The organism is Stenotrophomonas sp. 63632_Sma, assembly GCF_056482875.1.
In genome coordinates, this window is record NZ_CM151220.1 from 4,625,590 (window position 1) to 4,647,500 (window position 21,911).

The 21,911-nt window shown below is 66.3% G+C and carries 15 protein-coding genes and 2 rRNA genes (1 of these 17 running past the window's edge); 6 read left to right on the forward strand and 11 right to left on the reverse strand.

Going from position 1 to position 21,911, the window contains the following annotated elements; translation table 11 throughout:
• Positions 1–87: 87 nt before the first annotated feature.
• The 5 genes from ACZK45_RS21445 to glyQ all read right to left on the reverse strand — a co-directional run bounded on the left by ACZK45_RS21445 (position 88) and on the right by glyQ (position 9,072).
• Positions 88–3,948: a translocation/assembly module TamB domain-containing protein gene (locus ACZK45_RS21445; RefSeq protein WP_478445242.1), complete on the reverse strand. Its 3,861-nt coding sequence runs from the start codon at positions 3,946–3,948 to the stop codon at positions 88–90.
• The gene (locus tag ACZK45_RS21450; RefSeq protein ID WP_080291770.1) at positions 3,945–5,741 is read right to left on the reverse strand and encodes an autotransporter assembly complex protein TamA; all 1,797 of its coding nucleotides are present in this window, start codon (positions 5,739–5,741) and stop codon (positions 3,945–3,947) included. Before ACZK45_RS21450 ends, ACZK45_RS21445 begins: the two co-directional genes overlap by 4 nt.
• 34 nt (positions 5,742–5,775) lie before the next feature.
• A complete protein-coding gene (locus ACZK45_RS21455) occupies positions 5,776–5,973 on the reverse strand; it encodes a hypothetical protein (protein WP_478445243.1) in 198 nt (65 codons plus the stop codon).
• A 24-nt stretch (positions 5,974–5,997) separates the two neighbouring features.
• Positions 5,998–8,073, reverse strand: a complete 2,076-nt coding sequence (glyS, locus tag ACZK45_RS21460; protein ID WP_180866533.1) for a glycine--tRNA ligase subunit beta — start codon at positions 8,071–8,073, stop codon at positions 5,998–6,000.
• A gap of 87 nt (positions 8,074–8,160) precedes the next feature.
• A complete protein-coding gene (gene glyQ, locus ACZK45_RS21465) occupies positions 8,161–9,072 on the reverse strand; it encodes a glycine--tRNA ligase subunit alpha (RefSeq protein ID WP_006403404.1) in 912 nt (303 codons plus the stop codon).
• An 83-nt stretch (positions 9,073–9,155) separates the two neighbouring features.
• On the opposite strand from glyQ, the gene ACZK45_RS21470 reads away from it, so the two are divergent.
• From ACZK45_RS21470 to ACZK45_RS21480, 3 genes are read left to right on the forward strand one after another with little or no spacing between them, the layout of a single operon-like run.
• The gene (locus ACZK45_RS21470; RefSeq protein WP_369353864.1) at positions 9,156–10,991 is read left to right on the forward strand and encodes a GspE/PulE family protein; all 1,836 of its coding nucleotides are present in this window, start codon (positions 9,156–9,158) and stop codon (positions 10,989–10,991) included.
• Positions 10,963–11,709 carry a glutamine amidotransferase gene (locus ACZK45_RS21475; RefSeq protein WP_032128456.1) on the forward strand — a complete coding sequence of 249 codons (747 nt, stop codon included), beginning with the start codon at positions 10,963–10,965 and terminating at the stop codon, positions 11,707–11,709. Before ACZK45_RS21470 ends, ACZK45_RS21475 begins: the two co-directional genes overlap by 29 nt.
• A 50-nt stretch (positions 11,710–11,759) precedes the next feature.
• Positions 11,760–12,671 carry a BPSS1780 family membrane protein gene (locus tag ACZK45_RS21480; RefSeq protein WP_043399673.1) on the forward strand — a complete coding sequence of 304 codons (912 nt, stop codon included), beginning with the start codon at positions 11,760–11,762 and terminating at the stop codon, positions 12,669–12,671.
• 85 nt (positions 12,672–12,756) lie between these two features.
• On the opposite strand, the gene tatC is transcribed toward ACZK45_RS21480, so the two are convergent.
• The 4 genes from tatC to ACZK45_RS21500 all read right to left on the reverse strand — a co-directional run bounded on the left by tatC (position 12,757) and on the right by ACZK45_RS21500 (position 15,212).
• Positions 12,757–13,506, reverse strand: a complete 750-nt coding sequence (gene tatC / locus ACZK45_RS21485; protein ID WP_032128455.1) for a twin-arginine translocase subunit TatC — start codon at positions 13,504–13,506, stop codon at positions 12,757–12,759.
• Complete coding sequence (gene tatB / locus ACZK45_RS21490) at positions 13,503–14,000, reverse strand: Sec-independent protein translocase protein TatB (RefSeq protein ID WP_125893289.1); 498 nt, start codon at positions 13,998–14,000, stop codon at positions 13,503–13,505. Before tatB ends, tatC begins: the two co-directional genes overlap by 4 nt.
• A gap of 15 nt (positions 14,001–14,015) precedes the next feature.
• Positions 14,016–14,243: a Sec-independent protein translocase subunit TatA gene (tatA, locus tag ACZK45_RS21495; RefSeq protein WP_032128453.1), complete on the reverse strand. Its 228-nt coding sequence runs from the start codon at positions 14,241–14,243 to the stop codon at positions 14,016–14,018.
• A gap of 75 nt (positions 14,244–14,318) precedes the next feature.
• Entirely contained in the window at positions 14,319–15,212 is an 894-nt protein-coding gene (locus ACZK45_RS21500; protein WP_253145855.1) for a lipid-binding SYLF domain-containing protein, read from the reverse strand.
• Between the two features lie 165 nt (positions 15,213–15,377).
• Here ACZK45_RS21500 and hemH point away from each other — a divergent pair, with 165 nt between their 5' ends.
• The 3 genes from hemH (at position 15,378) to ACZK45_RS21515 (ending at position 19,587) form a co-directional block, all read left to right on the forward strand.
• Positions 15,378–16,340 (forward strand): ferrochelatase, encoded by a 963-nt coding sequence (hemH, locus tag ACZK45_RS21505; RefSeq protein WP_032128451.1) that lies wholly within the window; start codon positions 15,378–15,380, stop codon positions 16,338–16,340.
• On the forward strand, positions 16,337–17,191 hold the full coding sequence (locus tag ACZK45_RS21510; RefSeq protein WP_478445244.1) for an alpha/beta fold hydrolase: 855 nt from the start codon (positions 16,337–16,339) through the stop codon (positions 17,189–17,191). The genes hemH and ACZK45_RS21510 overlap by 4 nt, the downstream gene beginning before the upstream one ends.
• 290 nt (positions 17,192–17,481) lie before the next feature.
• Positions 17,482–19,587, forward strand: a complete 2,106-nt coding sequence (locus ACZK45_RS21515; RefSeq protein WP_478445245.1) for a methyl-accepting chemotaxis protein — start codon at positions 17,482–17,484, stop codon at positions 19,585–19,587.
• Between the two features lie 393 nt (positions 19,588–19,980).
• On the opposite strand, the gene rrf is transcribed toward ACZK45_RS21515, so the two are convergent.
• Positions 19,981–20,095 (reverse strand): 5S ribosomal RNA (gene rrf, locus ACZK45_RS21520).
• A gap of 127 nt (positions 20,096–20,222) precedes the next feature.
• A 23S ribosomal RNA gene (locus ACZK45_RS21525) occupies positions 20,223–21,911 on the reverse strand (it continues 1,192 nt past the right edge of the window).

Genomic DNA, 21,911 nt, shown 5'->3' on the forward strand with positions numbered 1-21,911 from the left:
CACGGTAGTGCCGGCCGCTGGCCGGCAACCCACGCAACTCGGGAGATACGGTGCAGTTGCCGGCCAGCGGCCGGCACTACCGCATCGTTACTTCTCCCGTCGCCAGTTGATCGAACCGCGGTTTTCCACCGTGCTCGATTCCACTTCCACGTCGAAGCCGCGACGCAGCAGGTACTTCAGCGTGATCACCGAACCGGCACCGACCAGCGACACGCCGTAACCGACGTACAGCTTGGGCGAGATGTACTTGCCGACGCCGATCACCGAGCCACCCAGCGCGCGCGACTGGCTCACGCCGGCATCGTCCAGGCCCAGCTTGGCACCCAGCTGCGAGGCCAGCAGGCCGCTGCCGGCCGACAATGCCGCCGAGGCCGCATTGACCTGCTGCGTCTGGTCGCTGCTGGCGCCGGTCAGGCTGCGTCCCAGCACCAGATAAGCCAGGGCTTCGGACTGCGACATCGCCGGATCAGACCACACGTCCGCACGCGGCTGCTGCGCACGCCCGGTCACGTCGATACCCGCGGTGACATCACCGATCCGGCGCTCGGCACGGATGTTGATGCGCGGGTCGGACACCGCGTTGTAGTTCCAGGTGAGGTTGCCGCGGGTGATGGTCAGGTCCTGCCCGTACGCCTTGTAGCGGCCACTCACTTCCAGCCCACCATTGGCGGTCATCTCGCGGCCAGGCTTGGCCCAGACCTGCATCTTGCCGGTCAGTGCGCCCTTCAGGCCGAAGCCGGTCATCTTCACCTTGTCACCGAGGCTGACGGTCAGCTCCATGTCCAGCGGCGAGGTACGCGACTCTTCCGGATCGGCCGGGTCGAGCACCACCACGTCTTCGGACACCGAGGTGCCGCGGTCCAGGCGCTCCAGATCGATGTCGGCCTCGGGCACGTGCACGGTGCCACGCAGCTCCATCGCGGCCTTGGCCAGGGTGAAGTCGAGGTTGGGATTGGCGACGATGCGCAGCTCGCTGGTGTTGGACAGCAGCACGTTGTCGCCGTGAATCTTCAACTGCAGCGGCTGTGCATCGCCGAACCATGACAGGCCACCATCCACGTACAGCGTGCCCTGGCCGGAGTTGGCCTGCGCGGTGATCTTGGCCGAACCATCGGGCTGGGCCACGAAGCTGCCCTTGCCCTGGTCGAAGGTCAGGCCGAGTGCCGGGAATTCACCCTTGAAGTTGCTCAGCTGCGCGTCACCGCCCAGCGAGGGCTGGCCACGCGTGCCGCGCAGGCTGACGTGGCCTTCGATCAGGCCGGTCGGTCGCACGATGTCCGGCGAGAACAGCTCCAGCCAGTACAGCCGCGACATGTTGAGATAGAGCTCGCCGTTCAACGGCGCGCTGGCTTCCCAACCGGTCTGCATCCTGGCATCGACGAAGCCGTTGCCCTGGAAGCCCATGCCCAGGTAGCCCTTGATGCTGGCCGGGGTCATGTCGAGCTTGAGCGAGAACTGGTCGTAGCGCACCAGCTCGCCACGGGTGGTGTCCCCCACGGCATTGCGGTTCTCACCCAGGCGCACGCCGCCTTCCTTCGAGCGCACTTCCACATGGCCTTCCCAGGCGTTGCCGCGCGGGCGGATCTGCGCATCCAGGCTGACATCGCCACGCAGGTAGATGCGACGGCCGGACTGTGGCGGCAACCACGGCTGCACCAGCGCCAGTGGCAGCGCATCACTGCGCACCACCAGGCCTTCGCGCGGCCAGTTGGCCTGTGCGCACAGTGTGCCGCTGCTGGCGGCGGCCAGGCAGGCTTCGCCCAGCGTGTAGTTGCTGCCGTTGATCGCGAACGCCGCCGGTGCACGCAGCGACCAGGCATCGCCCTTCACCGGTGCGATGCGCAGCGCGGCCAGCTCGCCGCGCCACTGCGCGCCCTGCTGGCGCACGCTGCCCTGCAGCTCGATCGCGCCCATCTCGTTGCGGGTCTGCGCGGCCAGGCGCAGGTTGGAGACACTGCCCTGCGCATCCACGTTCAAGCGTTCCAGCAGCATGCCGGCATTGACCTGCTGGCCCTGGATCGCCAGCGTGCCGCTGTCGCCACGCCACGGCAGGTGGCCCTTGATGCTCACGCTCTCGGCGCCGTAGCTGTCCCAGTTGAGGTTGTTGCCGACCAGGTCGGCGGTGATGTCCGGCGCATCGCGCGGGCCCTTCACCTGTACCTGGCCACGCAGGCCGCCATCGGCGCCCGGCAGCAGGTCACTCAGCTGCAGCGGTTCGAAACGCGCATCGATGTCGAGGCGGTCACCGACCTTGCCCGAAGCGGTCACCCGGCTGCTGCCCAGCGACAGCTTCAGGTCACCCTGGCCCTGCGCGCCCTGCAGCGCGAACTTGCCCTGCGCGTCCAGGTTGCGCTGACGCAGCACGCCCTTCAACGACGGCAGATCGACCGTGGCTTCCAACGTGCCGGCGGTACCCGGCGGTGCGTTTGCCGGCGGCGGCAGCTGGCGGCCCTTGGAGGCCAGGTTGCCGGACAGGCGGCCATTCCAGCCCGGCACGAAATAGCCGGGGTCGAAGTCCTTCAGCGTGGCCTTGGCATCCCAGTCCAGCTGCGGTGCCCACGCCACCTGGCCTTCCACCTGCAGCTGGCCACCTGGGGTCTGCGCCTGCAGCTGGTGGATCGACGCGGCCTGATCGTTGCCGCGCACATCGAAGTGCAGCTGTGCCTTCTGCGCGTCGCGCTCGACCTCGGCGCGGCCGATCGCCGCCCAGGCCTTCAGGGTACCGGCCAGGCCGAAGCGCGCTTCCTTCAAGGTGACCGGCACCGGGGCGCTGCCGGCGGTGTTCGGGTCCGCCGCTGGCACGTAGGTCAGGTCATGTGCGACCACCGAGAAGTTGAGCTTCTGCTGGTCTTCCTGGCTGAAATCGGCGGTGCCTTCCAGCCGCGCCTCACCGCCAAGACCCTTCACCAGCAGGGGTGAGACTTTCAGCACCTGGTCCTGCAGCGACACCACCGACGGTGCCAGTTCCAGTTCCTGATCGCCCTGTTTCACCTTGCCACGCAGGTTGGCGTTGCCGCCCTTGCCGGCGGCGGTGAAGTCCAGTGCCAGCGGCGCGATCGCCGAGCTGGCCAGTGCCGGCGACAGCAGCGCCAGATCCAGCTCGTCACTGCGGATGCTGGCACTCCAGCTCGGATCGGTGCGGCCATCGAACACCAGCATCGCGTGCAGCGGCTTCGGCGCGCGCCCGGCCACGGCCACTTCCATGTGCGACAGGTCACCGCGGGCGACCAGGCCGACGGTGGCGGCCGTGCGGCCACGCGGCGCCGGCAGCACCGCGGTGACGGTCACATCGGTGTCGTAGTCCTTGGCCGGGATGTAACGACCCTGGGCGGTGAAATTGCCCATGTCGCTGTCCACCACCAGTTTGTGTGCCTGGAACTCGCCATTGGCGATCTCGATGCCGCCGCGCACGCGACTGATGTCGATCACCGGCTCGTTGGCCTGGCTGATGCGGAAGCCGTCGATGGCGATGGCATCGGCCTGGATCGCCAACGGCATTTCGATCTGCGGCAGCGAATCGGGCCACGACGGCAGCTTGAACGGCTCGTCACTCTTGGCCAGGTTCAACGTCGCGTTGGTCAGCTCCAGCTTGTCCAGCAGCAGCTTGCGGCCCAGCAGCGGGCGCAGGTCCGGCTCCAGATGGGCGCGCTCGGCGTGGAAATGGATGTCGTCGTAGCGGAAGTCGACGTTGTACAGGGTCAGCGGACCGGCCACCGGGCCGTCCACCTTGTCCCAGGTGAAGCTGGCGCCCACCGGCAGCCGTGCCACCACCTGCGCCAGCAGCACGTCTCGCCCGGCCACGGTCTGCAGCAGCCAGTACACCGCCAGCAGGGCCAGCAGCACCAGGCCCAGCACGCCCACACCGGACCAGGCCCAGAAGCGGCGGCGGCGGTAGAAGCGCACGCGCGGCGGCGTGGTCGGGTTCGGAGTGGGTGCGGGCGTACTCACAGGTCCGCTCCGATGTTGAGGTACAGCTGGAACTGCGAATCCGGGTTGTTCAAGCCATGCGCGATATCCACGCGCACCGGGCCCACCGGCGATTTCCAGCGCACGCCGAAGCCGACGCCGGTATGCAGATCGATGGTGTTGTCGAAGGCGCTGCCGGTATCGACGAACACCGCCGCACCCCACGGGCCACCATTGAAGTAGTGCTCATACTCGGCCGAGCCGATCACCAGGTTCTTGGCGCCCAGCGCGTACTTGTCCGGTGCCGGGGTCCGCGGGCCCACCTCGCGATAGGCATAGCCGCGGATGCTGCGGTCACCACCGGCGAAGTAGCGCAGGCTGGGCGGCATGGCCACCAGATCACTGGTCCAGGTGGTGCCACCCTCGCCGCGCAGGATCAGGCGGTTGCTTTCGCCCACCGGGATGTACCAGCGCAGCACGGCATTGGCCTGCACGAAGCTGGTGTCCGAACCGGCACCTTCAACGCCGGCACGCATCGTCGCAGTACCGCTGATGCCCTTGCGCGGGAACAGTTCGTCATCGACGTTGACGTAGTCGGCGACCATCTGCGGGTACACCAGCGTCGACGTGTTGTAGACCGCGTCGGTGAATTCGGTGCCGGAGGCATAGCGCCAGCGCTCGCGCAGTGCGTTGATCGAGGCGATCGCGGTCCAGTGTTCGTTGATCTCACCGCTGCGGCTGGCGATCAGCTTGAAGTTGCGCAGGTCGATGTAGTCGGTCTGCTCGTCGTAGGCGCTGGCAGCGAAGGTGTACCAGCCATCAAGCCAGTTGAAGGCCGGAATGCGGTAGCTGGTGACCAGGCTCTTGCGCTTCTGCGCATAGTCCAGCTGCGTGTTCATCTTGTGGCCGCGGTTGTTCAGCCACCGCCGTTCGATGCCACCGCGTACACCCGGGCCACTTTCGCTGCCGTAGCTCAGACCCGCGGTGTAGATGGTGCGCTTGGCACGGGTCAGCTTCACATCCACCGGCACTTCGCCGTTCGCATCGGCCTGGTCGGGCCGCGGCTGGATGTCGATCACGCTGAAGTAGTCCAGCTTGGTCAGCGACTCGCGCAGCCGGTCCAGCTTGCCCTCGTGGAAGTAGCTGCCCTGTTCCCAGTAGACCAGCGGATCGAACAGCTTGTCGACGAAGTAGTCCTGCTCGAAACGCACCGGTCCCATGTTGTAGCGGCGGCCGCTGTCCCAGGTCAGGTCGATGTCGGCGGCGTTGTCGGCACGGGTGATCTGCACCTGACGCTGGGTGTAGTCGGCATCGAAATAGCCACGTTCGGCCAGGCGACGGGTGACGGTGATCTTGCTGGCTTCGTACTGCGTGTGTTCGAAACGCTGGCCCTTGCGCGGCTTGAACGCGGCCAGATCGTCCTGCAGGTACTGGTCGTACATCGCCGGCCCGGTGATGTCGATGTGCTCGCGGCGGACGGTCACCGGGGTGCCCTTGTCGACATGGATCAGCACGCGCACGTGCTCGTCCTCGCGCGGTGCCTCGACCTTGATCACCGGGTTGTAGTACCCGAACGGTTCCAGTGCCTGGCGGGTCTGCCGCTCGGCCTGTGACAGCAGGTACTCCAGGCGCGATTCGCCCTGTTCCTTGCCGATCGTGTCGTACAGCGACAGCGATTCCTGAATGTTCTCGATGATTGCGGCGTCGTCGCCCTTGTCCAATCCCTTGATGTCCACCTTGTCGATGGTGCCGCGCGCGTGGGCCACGGAGGTGGCGGCCAGCGACAGGACCATCAGCGGCAGGGCGTATTTCTTTGGCTGCATGCGGCACAGCATACCGACCGAAGGTGACGATGCGAAATGCATCACGTCATTCGGGATCGGTTGTTAAGTGGCGGTCAAAATACGCGCCTTTGTGGCGATCATCGTGAGTGCAGGCGAGGATGCCGGCATCGTGCGCGATGCCGGCAATGACCCCGATGGACATCCGCCGGCGATGATCCGGTAGTGCCGGCCGCTGGCCGGCAACCCACAGATCGATCCGATGCGCGGTGGCAATGCCGGCCAACGGCCGGCACTACCGATACGGGCGTCAGCTCGACAGATGCTCGATCGCCGCGACCTTGCCCAGGCGCTCGCCCAGCATCGTCAGCAGCGCCAGGCGGTTGCCACGCAGCGCCGGATCTTCCGCATTGACCATCACGCCATCGAAGAACGCGTCGACCTGCGGGCGCAGGCGCGCCAAGCGTGCCAGCACCGCCACATAGTCCTTGTGCTGCAGGCTGGCGCCGGTGTCGTCGATGGCCGCGGTGACCGCTTCGGCCAGCGCGCGCTCGGCATCTTCCTGCAGCAGCGCCGGATCGATCTGGGCCGGAATGTCGCCCTCGGCCTTGCGCAGGATGTTGCGGATGCGCTTGTTGGCCGCGGCCAGCGCCTCGGCTTCCGGCAGCGCAGCAAAGGTGCCGATCGCATCCAGGCGGCGGTCGAAGTCGTACAGCGAGGCCGGCTTCAGCTCGGCCACCGCATTGAAGTGCGTGGCCGGCACGCCCTTGTCGGCGTAGTAGCCCTTCAGGCGGTCGAGGATGAAGTCGTACAGCTCGCCGACGTCGGCCTGCACGTTGCGCGCGGCCAGGCCGGCGTTGGCGCTGGCCAGCAGCGCACGCAGGTCCAGCTCGAAGCCGCTTTCGATGATGGTGCGGGCCAGGCCCAGCGCGTTGCGGCGCAGGGCGAACGGGTCCTTGTTGCCGGTCGGCTTCAAGCCAGCGGCGAAACCACCGGCCAGCGTGTCGACGCGTTCAGCAATCGCCAGCACCTTGCCCAGTGGCGACAGCGCGATGTCGTCACCGCCGAAGCGCGGCTGGTAGGCCTCGTCGATGGCCAGCGCCACATCGGCCGATTCGCCACCGGCCACGGCGTAGTGGCGGCCGGCGATGCCCTGCAGCTCCGGGAACTCGTTGACCATGCGCGACTGCAGGTCGTTCTTGGCCAGCTCGGCCGCACGTTTGGCCTGCGCAGCGTCGGCGCCGACCTGGGGGGCGATCACTTCGGCCAGAGCGGCCACGCGCGCCACCTTGTCGGCCACGCTGCCCAGCTTGGCCTGGTAGGTCACCGTTTTCAGGCCGTCGCCCATCGACACCAGGCCCTGCTTCAGGTCCTCGTCGAAGAAGAACTTGGCATCGGCGAAGCGCGGGCGGATCACGCGCTCGTAGCCCTTGGCCACTTCGGCCACGTCCTTCGATTCGATGTTGGCGATGCCGATGAACTTCTCGGTCAGGGTGCCAGCGGCATCCAGCACCGGGAAGAACTTCTGGTTGATCTCCATCGTCTCGATCAGCGCTTCCTGCGGCACCGCCAGGAACGCGCGTTCGAAGCTGCACAGCACTGCCGACGGCCATTCGACCAGGTTCACCACCTGCTCCAGGTTGTCGTCGGTGATGCGGGCGCTGCCACCGGCCTTGGCCGCAGCGGCCTCGACCTCGGCAACGATGCGCGCACGGCGTTCGCTCGGGTCGACCAGCACGAAGGCGGCACGCAGGGCTTCAACATAATCCTGCGGCTGGGCCAGCGACACCGCCTGGTCGTGGTGGAAACGATGGCCACGGCTGACGCGACCGGCCTGCAGGCCGAACAGCTCGGCTTCAACCACGTTGGCACCGTGCAGCAGCACCAGCCAGTGGGCCGGGCGCGCGAAGCCCCAGGCGTGGTCACCCCAGCGCATCGGCTTGGGAATCGGCATCGCCGCAATCGCCTCGCGCAGGATCTCCGGCAGCAGGCTGGCGGTGCTCGCGCCCGGGGTCACCGCGCGGTGCACGAAGCGCTCACCCTTGTTGTCGGTGGTCTTTTCCAGCGCGGTCCAGTCGATCCCGGCCTTGGCGGCAAAGCCCTGCAGGGCCTTGGTCGGCTGGCCTTCGGCATCCAGCGCGATGTTCAGGTACGGGCCCAGCACTTCGCTGTGCTGTTCCGGCTGTTCCAGGCCAACGCCCGGCAGCAGCACGGCCAGGCGGCGCGGAGTCGACAGCGGGCGCGCATCGCCCAGTTCCAGCGCGACGCCGCGCTTGCGCAGGCCTTCGACGACACCGTCGAAGAACGCCTGGGCCAGGCCCGGCAGCGCCTTGACCGGCAGCTCCTCGGTGCCCAGTTCGATCAGCAGGGGGGACAGTTGGCTCATCGGTTCGATCCTGTGGTGGGGGCGCAGCGCGCAACGCGTCCGGCGCCCCGGGTAGTGGGTGAAAAGCGGGTCGGTGCAGGAAGGCCGTCAGGCCTTCTTCGCACCCGGGAAGCCCAGCTTCTCGCGCTGCTCGTAGTACGCCTTGGCCACCGCCTGGGCCAGCGCGCGCACGCGCAGGATGTAGCGCTGGCGCTCGGTCACGCTGATCGCGCGGCGCGCGTCCAGCAGGTTGAAGGTGTGGCTGGCCTTCATCACCTGCTCGTAGGCCGGCAGCGGCAGGTTCACTTCCACCAGCTTCTGCGCTTCACGCTCGCAGGCATCGAAGCGGTGGAACATCTCTTCCACGTCGGCGTATTCGAAGTTGTAGGTGCTCTGCTCCACCTCGTTCTGGTGGTAGACGTCGCCGTAGGTCACCGGCTGGCCGTCCGGGCCGTAGGTCCAGACCAGGTCGTAGACGTTGTCGCAGTTCTGCAGGTACATGCACAGGCGCTCGAGACCATAGGTGATCTCGCCCAGCACCGGGCGGCACTCCAGGCCACCGGCCTGCTGGAAGTAGGTGAACTGGGTCACCTCCATGCCGTTGAGCCAGACTTCCCAGCCCAGGCCCCAGGCGCCCAGCGTCGGCGATTCCCAGTTGTCCTCGACGAAGCGCAGGTCGTGCACCAGCGGATCGATGCCCAGTGCCTTCAGCGAATCCAGGTACAGCTGCTGGATGTTGTCCGGCGCCGGCTTCATCGCCACCTGGTACTGGTAGTAGCGCTGCAGACGGTTCGGGTTCTCGCCGTAGCGGCCGTCGGTCGGGCGGCGCGAGGGCTGCACGTAGGCCGCGTTCCAGCTCTCCGGACCGATCGCACGCAGGAAGGTGGCCGGGTGGAAGGTACCGGCGCCCACCTCCAGGTCGAGCGGCTGGATGAGCACGCAGCCCTGCTGGGCCCAGAACTGGTTCAGGGTCTGGATCAGGCCCTGGAAGGTGATCGGAACGGTCGGGGTCGCGGACATGCGTACGAGTCTTGGCCGGCAAGGGGGTGCGCTAGTATAACGGCCGACCTGCGGGGCATTCCGTACCCGGGAGGAGCAGGCAGATGGAACATCGGCTGCCGGTGGGCACGCCCGGCGAGGCTGGCCGCGTACCGCTGCCGTGGGGACGGCTGCAGTTCGAGCAGATTGCCGCGGCCCTGATCGCCGATGGCCTGGTGGCCGAGCAGGACCGCGAGCGCATGCGCTTTTCCGCGCAAGGCGCACGCAACGCCAGTGAAGTGCACCCGCTGGTGCTGCTGTCCAACCTCAAGCTGGCCGCCAACGGCGGTGGCGAACTGACCCTGGAGCGCCTCACCGAGTGGCTGGCGCAGCGCACCGGCAGCCGCTACCTGCGCATCGACCCGACCCGGGTCGACGTTGCCGCGGTCACCGCGCTGGTCTCCCATGCCTACGCGCGCCGCCACCGTTTCCTGCCGTTGGCGGTGGATGCCGAGCGCGTGCTGGTGGCCACCAGCGAGCCACTGGTGCAGGAATGGCGCCGCGACCTGCAGCACCTGACCCGGCGCCGCATCGAACTGGCGGTGGTCAACCCGCTGGACCTGCACCGCTACACCATGGAGTTCTACGGGGTGACCCGTTCGGTGCGCGGCGCCCGTGGCGACGTGCGTGGCGAAGCCAATACCACCCTGCCCAGCTTCGAACAGCTGGTGGAGCTGGGCCGCACCGGCGACGTCAATGCCGACGACCAGCACATCGTGCATATCGTGGACTGGCTGCTGCAGTACGCCTACGAGCAGCGCGCGTCGGACATCCACCTGGAGCCGCGCCGCGAAATGGGGCGCATGCGCTTCCGCATCGACGGCGTGCTGCACAAGGTGTTCGAGGTACCGCCGGCGGTGATGACCGCGGTGGTCAGCCGCATCAAGGTGCTCGGCCGCATGGACCTGGCCGAGCGCCGGCGCCCGCAGGATGGCCGCATCAAGACCCGTTCGCCGGGCGGCCGTGAGGTCGAGATGCGCCTGTCGACCATGCCCACCGCCTTCGGCGAAAAGTGCGTGATGCGTATCTTCGACCCCGATGCCGCGTTCAAGAGCATCGACCAGCTCGGTTTCAGCCCGCAGGAGGCGGCGGGCTGGAATGCACTGGTCGAACGCCCGCACGGCATCGTGCTGGTCACCGGCCCAACCGGCTCGGGCAAGACCACCACCCTGTATTCCACGCTGAAGCGGCTGGCCACGCCGGACGTGAACGTGTGCACGGTGGAGGACCCGATCGAGATGATCGCGCCCGAGTTCAACCAGATGCAGGTGCAGGCCAACATCGACCTGGATTTCGCCAGCGGCGTGCGCACGCTGCTGCGGCAGGACCCGGACATCATCATGATCGGCGAGATCCGCGACCTGGAAACCGCGCAGATGGCGGTGCAGGCCTCGCTGACCGGCCACCTGGTGCTGTCCACCCTGCATACCAACGATGCGCCCTCGGCGGTCACCCGCCTGCTCGACCTGGGCGTGCCGCACTACCTGCTGGCCAGCACCCTCAACGGCATCCTTGCCCAGCGCCTGGTGCGCACGCTGTGCCCGCACTGCAAGCAACCGCACAGCCTCGGCGCGGCCGACTGGGCGGTGCTGGCTGATAGCCATGCCGCATATCCAGATGCCGCCACGCCCTGTCGGCCGGTCGGTTGCCTGGAGTGCCGGCGCACCGGATTCCTTGGCCGCATCGGCCTGTATGAGTTGCTGCCATTGGGCTCGCGGCTGCGCGGGCAGATCCGTGCCGACATGGATCTGGCCGGTTTCAGCCGTGCCGCACGGGCTGAAGGGCTGCGAACCCTGCGCCAGGCCGGGCTTGAAAAGGTGGCGCAGGGGCTGACTACAATCGAGGAAGTCCTGTCAGTCCTGCCGCCCCCGGATGAACCCAGCCCCGTTCCTGATCCTTGAAACCGGCCGCCCGGTACCGTCGCTGCGCCGCTACGGGCGCTTTCCGCACTGGATCCGCGTCGCCGCCGGGCTGGAAGAGCACGAGACGGTGGTGGTCGATGTCGAACACGGTGGCGCCCTGCCCGACCCACATGCCTTCGCTGGCGTGCTGGTGACCGGCTCGGCCGCCTTCGTCACCGACCACGCCGAGTGGAGCGAGCGCAGCGCCGCATGGCTGCGCCAGACCGCCCACGACGACCTGCCGGTATTCGGCATCTGCTATGGCCACCAGCTGCTGGCGCACGCGCTGGGTGGCGAGGTGGCCTACAACCCGGCCGGGCGCGAGTCCGGCACGATCGAGCTGGAACTGCAGCCGCAGGCCGCGCAGGACCCGCTGTTCCAGGGCCTGCCGCAGCATTTCGCCGCCCACGCCACCCACCTGCAGACCGTGCTGCGCGCCCCGGAAGGTGCCGAAGTGCTGGCACGCTCGCCGCTGGACGGCTGCCACGCCTTCCGCTGGGGCCGCCAGGCGTGGGGCGTGCAGTTCCATCCGGAATTCGCCACCCACCACATGCGCGGCTACGTGCGCGCCCGCGCCGACTGCATCGGCCGCCACGGCGGCTGCGCCCGCAGCATCGAGCGCGCGGTCAGCGCCGCACCGCTGGCCCGCCAGCTGTTGCGCCGCTTCGTCCGCCAGGCGCGGCTGTCTTCAGCCCAGCCGGTGGCAAAACAGGGATAATCGGCGGCACGGGCAGCCGCCCGGCCCCCTCCTGTCCTTCCCGGATGTCCATGAAAGAGATTCGCAAGCTGCCGGCCTCGGCGGGCGCCCAGTGGTTGCTGGATACGTTCTCCCTGTACCGGCGTGCGCCGCTGCAGCTGGCCCGGATCGGCCTGACCTGGCTGCTGGTGAGCTGGGTGGTGACCCTGCTGTCGACCTTGATTCCCGGCGCCGCCGGCATGGCAGTACAGCTCATGACCCTGGCCATTTCGCCGATCATGTTCGGCGGCATGCTGTATGCCGTGGGCGAGATCGACGAAGGCCGCCCGGGCCTGGCCTCGCACCTGCTGCAGCCGATCCGCGACCACCGCGTCAGCCACCTGCTGGTGCCGCTGGCGATCCAGGTGCTGGCGGTCCTGCTGCTGGGCGCGCTGTTGTTCATGATGATCGGCCGCGAGGGCTTCACCGCCTTCAGCGAGGTCATGACCAAGATGGAAGAGATCAGCCGCAGTGGCCAGCAGATCAAGCCGGATGATGCGGCCGCGCTGGTCGCCAACCTGCCGGCCAAGCGCATCGCGCTGTGGATGCTGCTGGTGTTCCTGAGCGCGGTGGCGCTGTCACTGGCGATGTTCACCCAGCCGGCGCTGGTGGTGTTCGACAAGCAGAGCGGCATGCATGCGCTGCGCCTGAGCCTGCAGGGCTGCATCGAGAACATCGGCGCGATGTTCGTGTTCGCCGCGCTCGGCCTGATCGCCGCGTTCTGCATGTACATCCTGTTCGTGATCGTGATCCAGATCGCGATGCTGATCGGTGGCCCGCTGGCTGCGGCCTTCATCGCCCAGCTGGTGCTGACCACGGTGCTGATGCCGCTGTATGTCGGCGCGGTCTACGCCGCGTGGAAGCAGATGTTCGTGCATCGCGGCAGCCGCGCGGCCCCACCGATCCCGACCACGCCGACCTCAAGCGACGTGTTCCACGCCTGACGGAAAAAGGGGACGGAGGGGATTAAGTCGTTTATGCCCAGTGTGTGCAGCTAACGACTTAATCCCCTCCGTCCCCTTTTTTCTTTCAGGCGGCGGGTTTCTTCACTACCGACGACGGCACCAGCCAGCGTGCGGCGTGGATGCCCAGTTCGTAGAGCAGGCACATCGGAATCGCCAACATCAGCTGCGAGACCACGTCCGGCGGGGTCAGCACTGCGGCCACCACGAAGATGCCGACGATCGCGTAGCCACGGCCTTCCTTGAACTGCTGCGGCGTCACCCAGCCCAGCAGCACCAGGATCACCATTGCCACCGGCAGTTCGAAGCTGCCGCCGAAGGCAAAGAAGATCGCCAGCACGAAATCCAGGTAGGCGTTCGCATCCGGAGTGATCGCGATCACGTCCGGGCTGAAGGTGGTGAGGAAGTGGAATACCGCCGGCAGCACCAGGAAGTAGGCAAAGGCACAGCCGGCGTAGAACAGCAGCACCGACGACACCAGCAACGGCACCGCCAGGCGCTTCTCGCGCGCATACAGGCCCGGGGCAACGAACGCCCACAGCTGGTACAGCAGCCACGGCACCGCCACGAACAGGGCCACGAAGAAAGTCAGCTTCAGCGGGGCGAAGAACGCACCGGCCGGGTTGGTGGCGATCATCGTCTGCCCGTTCGGCAGCTGCGAGACCAGCGGTTCGGCCAGCGCGTTGTACAGCTTCTGGGTAAACGGCAGCAGCGCCAGCAGCACCACGCCCAGGCCCAGCAATGCGCGCACCAGGCGGCCGCGCAGTTCCACCAGATGTTCGACCAGCGAGCTTTCGCCGAAATCCTGTTCACTCATGGATGACGCTCCGTGCTCTGCGTCGGCGGCGTCGGGCCGGCTTCAGGGGACGTGGCAGGAACGGCCCCTGAAGAAACAGCGCCTTCCGTAGCAGCCGTGGTCGAAACCGGCCCGCCATCCTGTGCCGGCGCTTCGGTCTCGGCCGGCTGGCTCAAATGTGGCGGCAGATCGGCCTGTGCGGGTGTACGTACTTCCTGCACCAGGTCATCGCCCTGCTGCTGCGCCTCCTGCGCTTCGCGACGGATCGCTTCACCGCTGGCACGCAACTGGTTCTCGGTGTCCTGCATGCCCTGGCGCACGTCCTGCATCTGCCGCTTGATGTCCTCGGCCTGCAGTTCGCGCTCCAGTTCCTGTTTCACCGAATCCCACTGATTGCGGGCACGACGTACCCACAGGCCGGCAAAGCGGGCCGCCTTGGGCAGGCGCTCAGGACCGAGCACTACCAAGGCAACCACCGCAATCACCAGCAGTTCGCTGAAGCCGATATCAAACACCGCGACCGCTCCGGATCAGCGAGCGTTACGGTCGTGCTCGTCCTGCGCGGCGCGCGAGGCGTCCTGGCTGCGCGATTCATCGCCCAGCTGCGCGTTCGGCTTGTCCTCGTCGCGCATGCCCTTCTTGAATTCCTTGACCGCCGAACCGAGATCCTTGGCGCCACTGGTCAGGCGCTTGGTGCCGAACACCAGCAGGACGATGGCCAGCACGACCAACCAATGCCAGATGCTGAAACTGCCCATAAAGACGCTCGTTACGTTAGTGATCAGGCTGTCGAGCATAGCGCACCGGGTGTTAGCCGGCGCGCGTGACGAAAGTCAGTTTCCGCCCAGCGTTTCCGTGCGGATTTCGCCGTCGTTGACCGGCTGGAAGCCCTGCTGCTGCGGCGGCGGGTTCTGCGGCACGTTCTGCAGCGGTGCGGTGGTGGCTTCGGCCGGGGCGGCCGGCGCTGCCTGAACAGGCGCCGGAGCAACCGCCGGGGCCGCTGCCGGACGCGGCGCGTTACCGCCGTTGCCGCTGCGGTTGTTACGCGCGGCGTAGGTGGCCTCTTCCAGGCGGTCGCGGAACGTGACCACATCCATCGACGGCGAACCGGCCGCGCGGCCTTCGAAGATCATGCGCGGCGTGGTGTTGCTGCCGTAGGCGTCCAGATTGGCGGCATCGTCGATCTGCAGCACCGCACCATCCAGGGCGACACCGGCGAACAGGCCGCGGGCGCGCGACCAGGACCAGATTTCGGCCTTCAGCTGACCGTCGGTGGCGGCGGCGGCATTGCGGCCGACCGGGCCGGCGGCGACACCCGCATCGGCGCCCAGCGTGAACTTGCCGTTGACCAGGTTGTCCAGGCTACGGTCGTTGCGGAACACCAGCACCACATCGGAGGACTGCACGCCGGCCTGGAAGCCGATGCTGCCGCCGGTGAGCTTCACGAACACCGGGTTGGACCAGGCACCGTTGGGCATGCGCACGGACATCAGGCCGTGGCCACGACGACCGCCAATGACCAGACCGGCCTTGATCGTGTCGGGAATGACGATGACCGCGCGGCCTTCGTCGAGCAATTTGTCCGGAATGCCCTGTTCAGGGATTTCCTGGATTTCAGCCAGCACGCGCACGGCATTGCGGGCACGCTGGTCTTCCTGCGGTCCGGCCATGGCCTGGCTGGACAGCAGGCTGGCGGCGATCAGCAGGGCTTGGATCGGGCGACGCATGGCAGGCTCCAGAAGTCAGTCCATAGGAAGATATAGCAAGTGACTGAAATTAGTAGTGTTGTCATGAATCCCCAATGAGCGTTCCCTGCTCACATTGATGCGCGCTATGCCTGCAATCCGAACCCTGCATCCCGGCGCGGCACCGGATCGGCGACAATACCGCTCATGCTCGACGCACCCGATACCGCCGTGCTGGCGGTCAACCTAGGCACGCCCGAGACGCCGACGGCCCCCGCCGTACGCCGTTACCTGGCTGAATTCCTGTCCGACCCCCGCGTGGTCTCGATCCCGGCACTGCTGTGGCAGCCGTTGCTGCGCGGACTGATCCTGCCGCTGCGCAGCAGCCGTTCAGCGGCCAAGTACGCCCAGGTCTGGCTGCCGGAGGGCTCTCCGCTGATGGTGCATACGCGCCAGCTGGCGCAGGCCATGCAAGCGCTGTTGCCGACCCTGACGGTGCGCCATGCAATGCGCTATGGCGAACCGGCGCTGGCCAGCGAACTCGACCGGCTGGCGGCCGACGGTGCGCGCCGCATCGTGGTGCTGCCGCTGTACCCGCAGTACTCCACCACCACCACCGCCTCGGTCGAAGACCGCGTCGATGCCTGGCAGCGCCGCAATCCGGGCGTGACCGTGAGCCTGGTACGCGACTATTCGGTCGATCCGGGCTGGGTCGACGCCGTTGCCGGCTCGATCCGCCGCTACTGGGAACAGCACGGTCGTGGCCAGAAACTGATGTTCTCCTTCCACGGCATTCCGCAGCGCCTGGCCGATGCCGGCGATCCGTATCCGCAGCGCTGCGAGGCCAGTGCGCAGGCCATCGCCAAGGCGCTGGAGCTGGGCAGGGACGACTGGCAGATGGGCTATCAGTCGCGCTTCGGCCGCGAGCGGTGGCTGCAGCCGTATGCCGAGCCCAGCCTGTGGGCGCTGGCCGAATCCGGCGTGAAGCAGATCGACGTGGTGTGTCCGGGCTTCGCCACCGACTGTCTGGAGACGCTGGAAGAAGTGGCACTGGGCTTCACCGAAACACTGGCCGAGCGCGGCGCGACGATGCGCTACATCCCCTGCCTCAACGCCGAACCGGAGCACGCGCGTGCGCTGGCACGGCTGGCCGTGGCGTCACTGGCATGAGCCTGCAGCCGTTTGAACTCGAGGTCGGTGGCGCGCGCGTCGCCGGCCTGCGCAACCACGGTGATGGCCCGCGCGTGCTGGCCCTGCATGGCTGGCTCGACAACGCGGCCAGCTTCGTGCCGCTGGCGCCGCACCTGTCGTCGTTGCAGCTGGTGGCCATCGACCTGCCCGGCCACGGCCACAGCGCGCATCTGCCGGCCGGTGCCAGCTACACCACGGCCGCCGCCATCTGTCACGTACTCGACGTCGCCGACGCGCTGGGCTGGGACCGTTTCAGCCTGCTTGGCCATTCGATGGGCGCCGGCATCGCCAGCCTCACCGCCTCGGTCAGCGACCGTGTCGAACGGCTGGTGGCGATCGAAGCACTCGGCGGCCTGCGTGGTCCTGAGGAAGAAACCGCCAACCGCCTGCGCAAGCATGTGAATGCCACGCGCGCACTGGCACGCAAGCAGCTGCGCGTGTTCCCCGACCTCGCCGCGCCGATCCGCGCGCGGATGATGACCAACCAGCTCAGCGAGCGCTGTGCACGGCTGCTGGTCGAGCGCGGCGTGGAGCCGGTCGAAGGTGGTTACCGCTGGTGCAGCGACCCGCGCCTGATGCTGCCCACTGCGATCCGCCTCAGCGAAGGCCAGATCGACAACCTGCTGCAGGCCATCGCCTGCCCGACGCAGGTGATCTACGCCACACCGGCGCAGTCGTACTATCCCGAGCCGATGCGCAGCGATCGCCTGCAGCACCTGCGCGATGGCCGTCTGGCGGTGTTTGCCGGCAACCATCACCTGCACATGGAAGACCCGGAACAGATCGCGGGCGTGATCCTGCACTTCTTCAGCAACGGCAACGCCGGCTGAGCAGAAGTATCCGCGCGCTTCACTCCGCGCGTTTGCGGCCGATACATCAGTTGCGGGCCCCTGCGTCCGCAGCACGCAGGTCCGGTCGGGCCTGCGGCGTGTGTCTGGTTCTGCAAGGAAGTCCGCATGCCCGCTCTGCTGCACCGTCACCCACAGGATGTGGCCACGGTGTCCCGTCTCCGCGTCGCTGATCGCGCCGCATTCCCCGAATTCCCGGCTCGCGCCCTGCACACGCACTCCTGCGTGTGCTGCGGCGTGGCTGTTGTCGTTTGCTGATCCAGGAGTCGCCGATGTCCGTTGCATCCTCCCGTCCCCCCGATACCGCCCGCATGCCGCATCTGCAGCAGCTCGCGCACCGCGCTGACCGTCGACTGCTGATCGGCAGCGCGGCGTTGGCTGTGGCTGGCCTGGTGCTGGCCCTGCGTGGGCCCCACGTACCGGGCGCTGCGTTGGCCGCGGCCGCCGTACTGCCCGCCCTCTGGCTGGCCGGTCCACAGGCGGGCCGGGCCGTCGCCCGCAATGGCCTGGCATTGCTGTTGTCGCTGCAGCTGGCCTTGTTGTGCGCGATCGTCAGCCTGTCACCGGCATTGCCGATTGCGCTGTTGCTGGGCGTGCTGCTCAGCCACCGCGATCGCCTGCCGGTATGGCTGGCCGGTGGTGTTGGCACCCTCGCCCTGCTGGTACCGCTGCTGCACGGCGCAGCCGTGGGACCGACGTTGCTGCAGGCGGGCCTGTTCGCCAGCCTGACCGTGTTCCTCGGCCAGGTCGCGCTGCGCCTGCGCCAGCAGACCGAGGCGCTTGGCCACGGCCCACGCCGCCTGGCGGCACTGGCGCGCGATATCGCGACGGGCACCGATCTGAGCGCACATGCGGATACCGCGGCCTATGCACCCGGTTCGCTGGCCCATGCACTGGCCGATACCGCCCGCCACGTACAGGCGCAGCGTGGGCGCGAGGCTGACGCGCATGCCGAGAATGCGCAGATCCGCCAGGCGCTCGACGCCTCGCGCACCGCGATGATGATTGCCGACAACGACCACGTGATCCGTTACGTGAACCGCTCGGTGGTGGCCCTGCTGCGCAACCAGCAGGCAACACTGCGCCAGGCCTTCCCCGACTTCGACGCCGAGCGCCTGGTCGGCAGCAGCATCCACCGCTTCCACGCCAACCCGGACCGCATCCGCGCGATCCTCAATGGCCTGCAGGTCACGCACAACGGCAAGGTGCAGATCGGCCCGGTGCACTTCGCGCAGGTGGTCACCCCGGTGTTCGATGCGCAGGGCGTGCGCCTGGGCTTCGCCGTGGAATGGCATGACCGCACCCATGAACTCGCGCTGGAGAACGCCGTGGCCGGCATCGTCGCTGCGGCAGCGGCCGGTGATCTCGACCAGCGCCTGCAGGCCACTGAAGGTGCCAGTTTCCTCGATGGGCTGACCGGTGGCATCAACCTGCTGCTCGATACGCTCGGCAGCACCGTCAACGAAGTGCGGCAGATGCTCTCGGCACTGGCCAATGGCGATCTGGACCGGCGCATGCACGGCGAGTATCACGGTGCTTTCGCTGCCATCCAGCGCGATGCGAATGCCACGGCCGGTCAGTTGGCACGCATGGTCGGTCGCATCCAGGAATGTGCGGCGTCGATCAGTACCGCCGCCAGCGAGATTGCCGCCGGCAACGGCGCGTTGTCCGAGCGCAGCGAGCGCCAGGCCGCGCACCTGCAGGAGACCGCAGCATCGATGGAGGAACTCACCGCCACCGTGCGCCAGAACGCCGCCCACGCGCGTGAGGCCAGTGCGTTGGCAGCTTCCACGCAGAGCGCTGCCAGTGACGGCAACACGGCCATGCAGCGGGTGGTGAATACCATGCAGGCCATCGAAGGTGCCTCGAAGCGGATCGGCGACATCACCGGCGTCATCGACGGCATTGCCTTCCAGACCAATATCCTGGCCTTGAACGCAGCCGTGGAGGCGGCACGCGCCGGCGAACAGGGCCGAGGCTTCGCGGTCGTGGCCAGCGAGGTGCGGGTACTGGCGCAGCGCTCTGCGGCGGCGGCCCAGGAGATCAAGAAGCTGATCGACGAAGCCGGCCGCCAGGTGGGTGAGGGTGCCCAGCTGGTAGCTGACGCCGGCCAACGCATGCAGGGCATTGTTGGCGGCGTGGAGGATGTCAGCCACCTGATGCGCGAGATTTCCGCGGCGTCGCAGGAGCAGTCGATCGGCATTGAGCAGATCAACCAGACCGTAGTGCAGATGGATCAGGCCACACAGCAGAATGCCGCGCTGGTGGAGGAAGCCACCGCGGCCGCACGCGAGCTGCAATCGCAGGCGGGTACGCTTACCGAGGCGGTGTCGGTGTTCCGCCAGCAGGAACCGCACGAGGTCTCGCAGGCCGCCTGATCCGGGCCTTCAGTTCGATCCTGATCAAGACGGCGCCCGCAGGGCGCCGTCTTTACGGAGGGCATCCACGCATGGCGTGGATCTACTGGTAATGCCGGCCGCTGGCCGGCAATCACAGCGACGCGCACTGTCTGGCCTGCTGCCGGGGTTGGCACCGATCTTTGCAGGGACAGCCCATCCACGCACGGCGTGGATCTACTGTGGGTCCGCATGCCCTCGGTAGACGCCAACCTTGGTTGGCGCTGTGGCTACCCGCGGAGAATATCCGCGTATGGCCTGGATCTAACGGGCGATGTAACGCCATCGGGTTGCCGGCCAGCGGCCGGCACTACCCGCATTTCGCGCGCACAAAGAAAAACCCCGCTGCGTGAGCAGCGGGGTTTTGGGTGTAAACCCTGGCGATGACCTACTCTCGCATGGCTTGAGCCACACTACCATCGGCGCAGCTGCGTTTCACTTCCGAGTTCGGGATGGGATCGGGTGGTTCCACAGCGCTAATTTCACCAGGGAGGCGGTTGGAGCGTCGCCATCCGATACAGCTGGATAAGGCGCCTGCCTCTCGTAGTTCTTGTGACGTAGCGTGCACTTGGATGCTCTTACGACGCTGTCGTAAAGCCAAGGCAACTTGAGGTTATATGGTCAAGCCTCTCGGATCATTAGTATCAGTTAGCTCAATACATTGCTGTACTTACACACCTGACCTATCAACCACGTAGTCTACATGGTTCCTTCAGGGGGCTTGTGCCCCGGGAGATCTCATCTTGAGGCGCGCTTCCCGCTTAGATGCTTTCAGCGGTTATCGCTTCCGAACATAGCTACCCGGCAATGCCACTGGCGTGACAACCGGAACACCAGAGGTTCGTCCACTCCGGTCCTCTCGTACTAGGAGCAGCCCCTCTCAAATCTCCAACGCCCATGGCAGATAGGGACCGAACTGTCTCACGACGTTCTGAACCCAGCTCGCGTACCACTTTAAATGGCGAACAGCCATACCCTTGGGACCGACTACAGCCCCAGGATGTGATGAGCCGACATCGAGGTGCCAAACACCGCCGTCGATATGAACTCTTGGGCGGTATCAGCCTGTTATCCCCGGAGTACCTTTTATCCGTTGAGCGATGGCCCTTCCATACAGAACCACCGGATCACTAAGTCCTAGTTTCCTACCTGCTTGATCCGTCGATCTTGCAGTCAAGCACGCTTATGCCTTTGCACACAGTGCGCGATGTCCGACCGCGCTGAGCGTACCTTCGAGCTCCTCCGTTACTCTTTAGGAGGAGACCGCCCCAGTCAAACTACCCACCATACACGGTCCCCGACCCAGATAATGGGCCCAGGTTAGAACGTCAAGCACGACAGGGTGGTATTTCAAGGATGGCTCCGCTGCAGCTAGCGCCACAGTTTCATAGCCTCCCACCTATCCTACACAGACGAACTCAACGTTCAGTGTAAAGCTATAGTAAAGGTTCACGGGGTCTTTCCGTCTTGCCACGGGAACGCTGCATCTTCACAGCGATTTCAATTTCACTGAGTCTCGGGTGGAGACAGCGCCGCTGTCGTTACGCCATTCGTGCAGGTCGGAACTTACCCGACAAGGAATTTCGCTACCTTAGGACCGTTATAGTTACGGCCGCCGTTTACTGGGGCTTCGATCAAGAGCTTCGCCTTGCGGCTGACCCCATCAATTAACCTTCCAGCACCGGGCAGGCGTCACACCCTATACGTCCACTTTCGTGTTTGCAGAGTGCTGTGTTTTTGATAAACAGTCGCAGCGGCCTGGTTACTGCGACCCTCTTCAGCTATAGCTCGCACGAGCCACCAAAAAGGGTGCACCTTCTCCCGAAGTTACGGTGCCATGTTGCCTAGTTCCTTCACCCGAGTTCTCTCAAGCGCCTGAGAATTCTCATCCTACCCACCTGTGTCGGTTTACGGTACGGTCTGCGTAAGCTGAAGCTTAGGAGCTTTTCCTGGAAGCGTGGTATCAGTGACTTCGCCTTAAAGGCTCGTCTCGGTGCTCGGTCTTAAAGGATCCCGGATTTGCCAAAGATCCAAACCTACCGCCTTTCCCCAGGACAACCAACGCCTGGTACACCTAACCTTCTCCGTCCCTCCATCGCACTTACGCGAGGTGCAGGAATATTAACCTGCTTCCCATCGACTACGACTTTCGTCCTCGCCTTAGGGGCCGACTCACCCTGCGCCGATTAACGTTGCGCAAGGAAACCTTTGGGCTTTCGGCGTGCGGGTTTTTCACCCGCATTATCGTTACTCATGTCAGCATTCGCACTTCCGATACCTCCAGCAGACTTCTCAATCCACCTTCA

Excerpts from the sequence above, each read along its gene's own strand:
- glyQ (WP_006403404.1), bottom strand. The coding sequence starts at position 9,072 with ATGTCCGCGACCCCGACCGTTCCGATCACCTTCCAGGGCCTGATCCAG.
- ACZK45_RS21515 (WP_478445245.1), top strand. The coding sequence starts at position 17,482 with ATGTCCGTTGCATCCTCCCGTCCCCCCGATACCGCCCGCATGCCGCAT.
- hemH (WP_032128451.1), top strand. The coding sequence starts at position 15,378 with ATGCTCGACGCACCCGATACCGCCGTGCTGGCGGTCAACCTAGGCACG.
- ACZK45_RS21480 (WP_043399673.1), top strand. The coding sequence starts at position 11,760 with ATGAAAGAGATTCGCAAGCTGCCGGCCTCGGCGGGCGCCCAGTGGTTG.
- ACZK45_RS21500 (WP_253145855.1), bottom strand. The coding sequence starts at position 15,212 with ATGCGTCGCCCGATCCAAGCCCTGCTGATCGCCGCCAGCCTGCTGTCC.
- tatA (WP_032128453.1), bottom strand. The coding sequence starts at position 14,243 with ATGGGCAGTTTCAGCATCTGGCATTGGTTGGTCGTGCTGGCCATCGTC.
- ACZK45_RS21470 (WP_369353864.1), top strand. The coding sequence starts at position 9,156 with ATGGAACATCGGCTGCCGGTGGGCACGCCCGGCGAGGCTGGCCGCGTA.
- glyS (WP_180866533.1), bottom strand. The coding sequence starts at position 8,073 with ATGAGCCAACTGTCCCCCCTGCTGATCGAACTGGGCACCGAGGAGCTG.
- ACZK45_RS21475 (WP_032128456.1), top strand. The coding sequence starts at position 10,963 with ATGAACCCAGCCCCGTTCCTGATCCTTGAAACCGGCCGCCCGGTACCG.
- ACZK45_RS21450 (WP_080291770.1), bottom strand. The coding sequence starts at position 5,741 with ATGCTGTGCCGCATGCAGCCAAAGAAATACGCCCTGCCGCTGATGGTC.
- ACZK45_RS21510 (WP_478445244.1), top strand. The coding sequence starts at position 16,337 with ATGAGCCTGCAGCCGTTTGAACTCGAGGTCGGTGGCGCGCGCGTCGCC.
- tatC (WP_032128455.1), bottom strand. The coding sequence starts at position 13,506 with ATGAGTGAACAGGATTTCGGCGAAAGCTCGCTGGTCGAACATCTGGTG.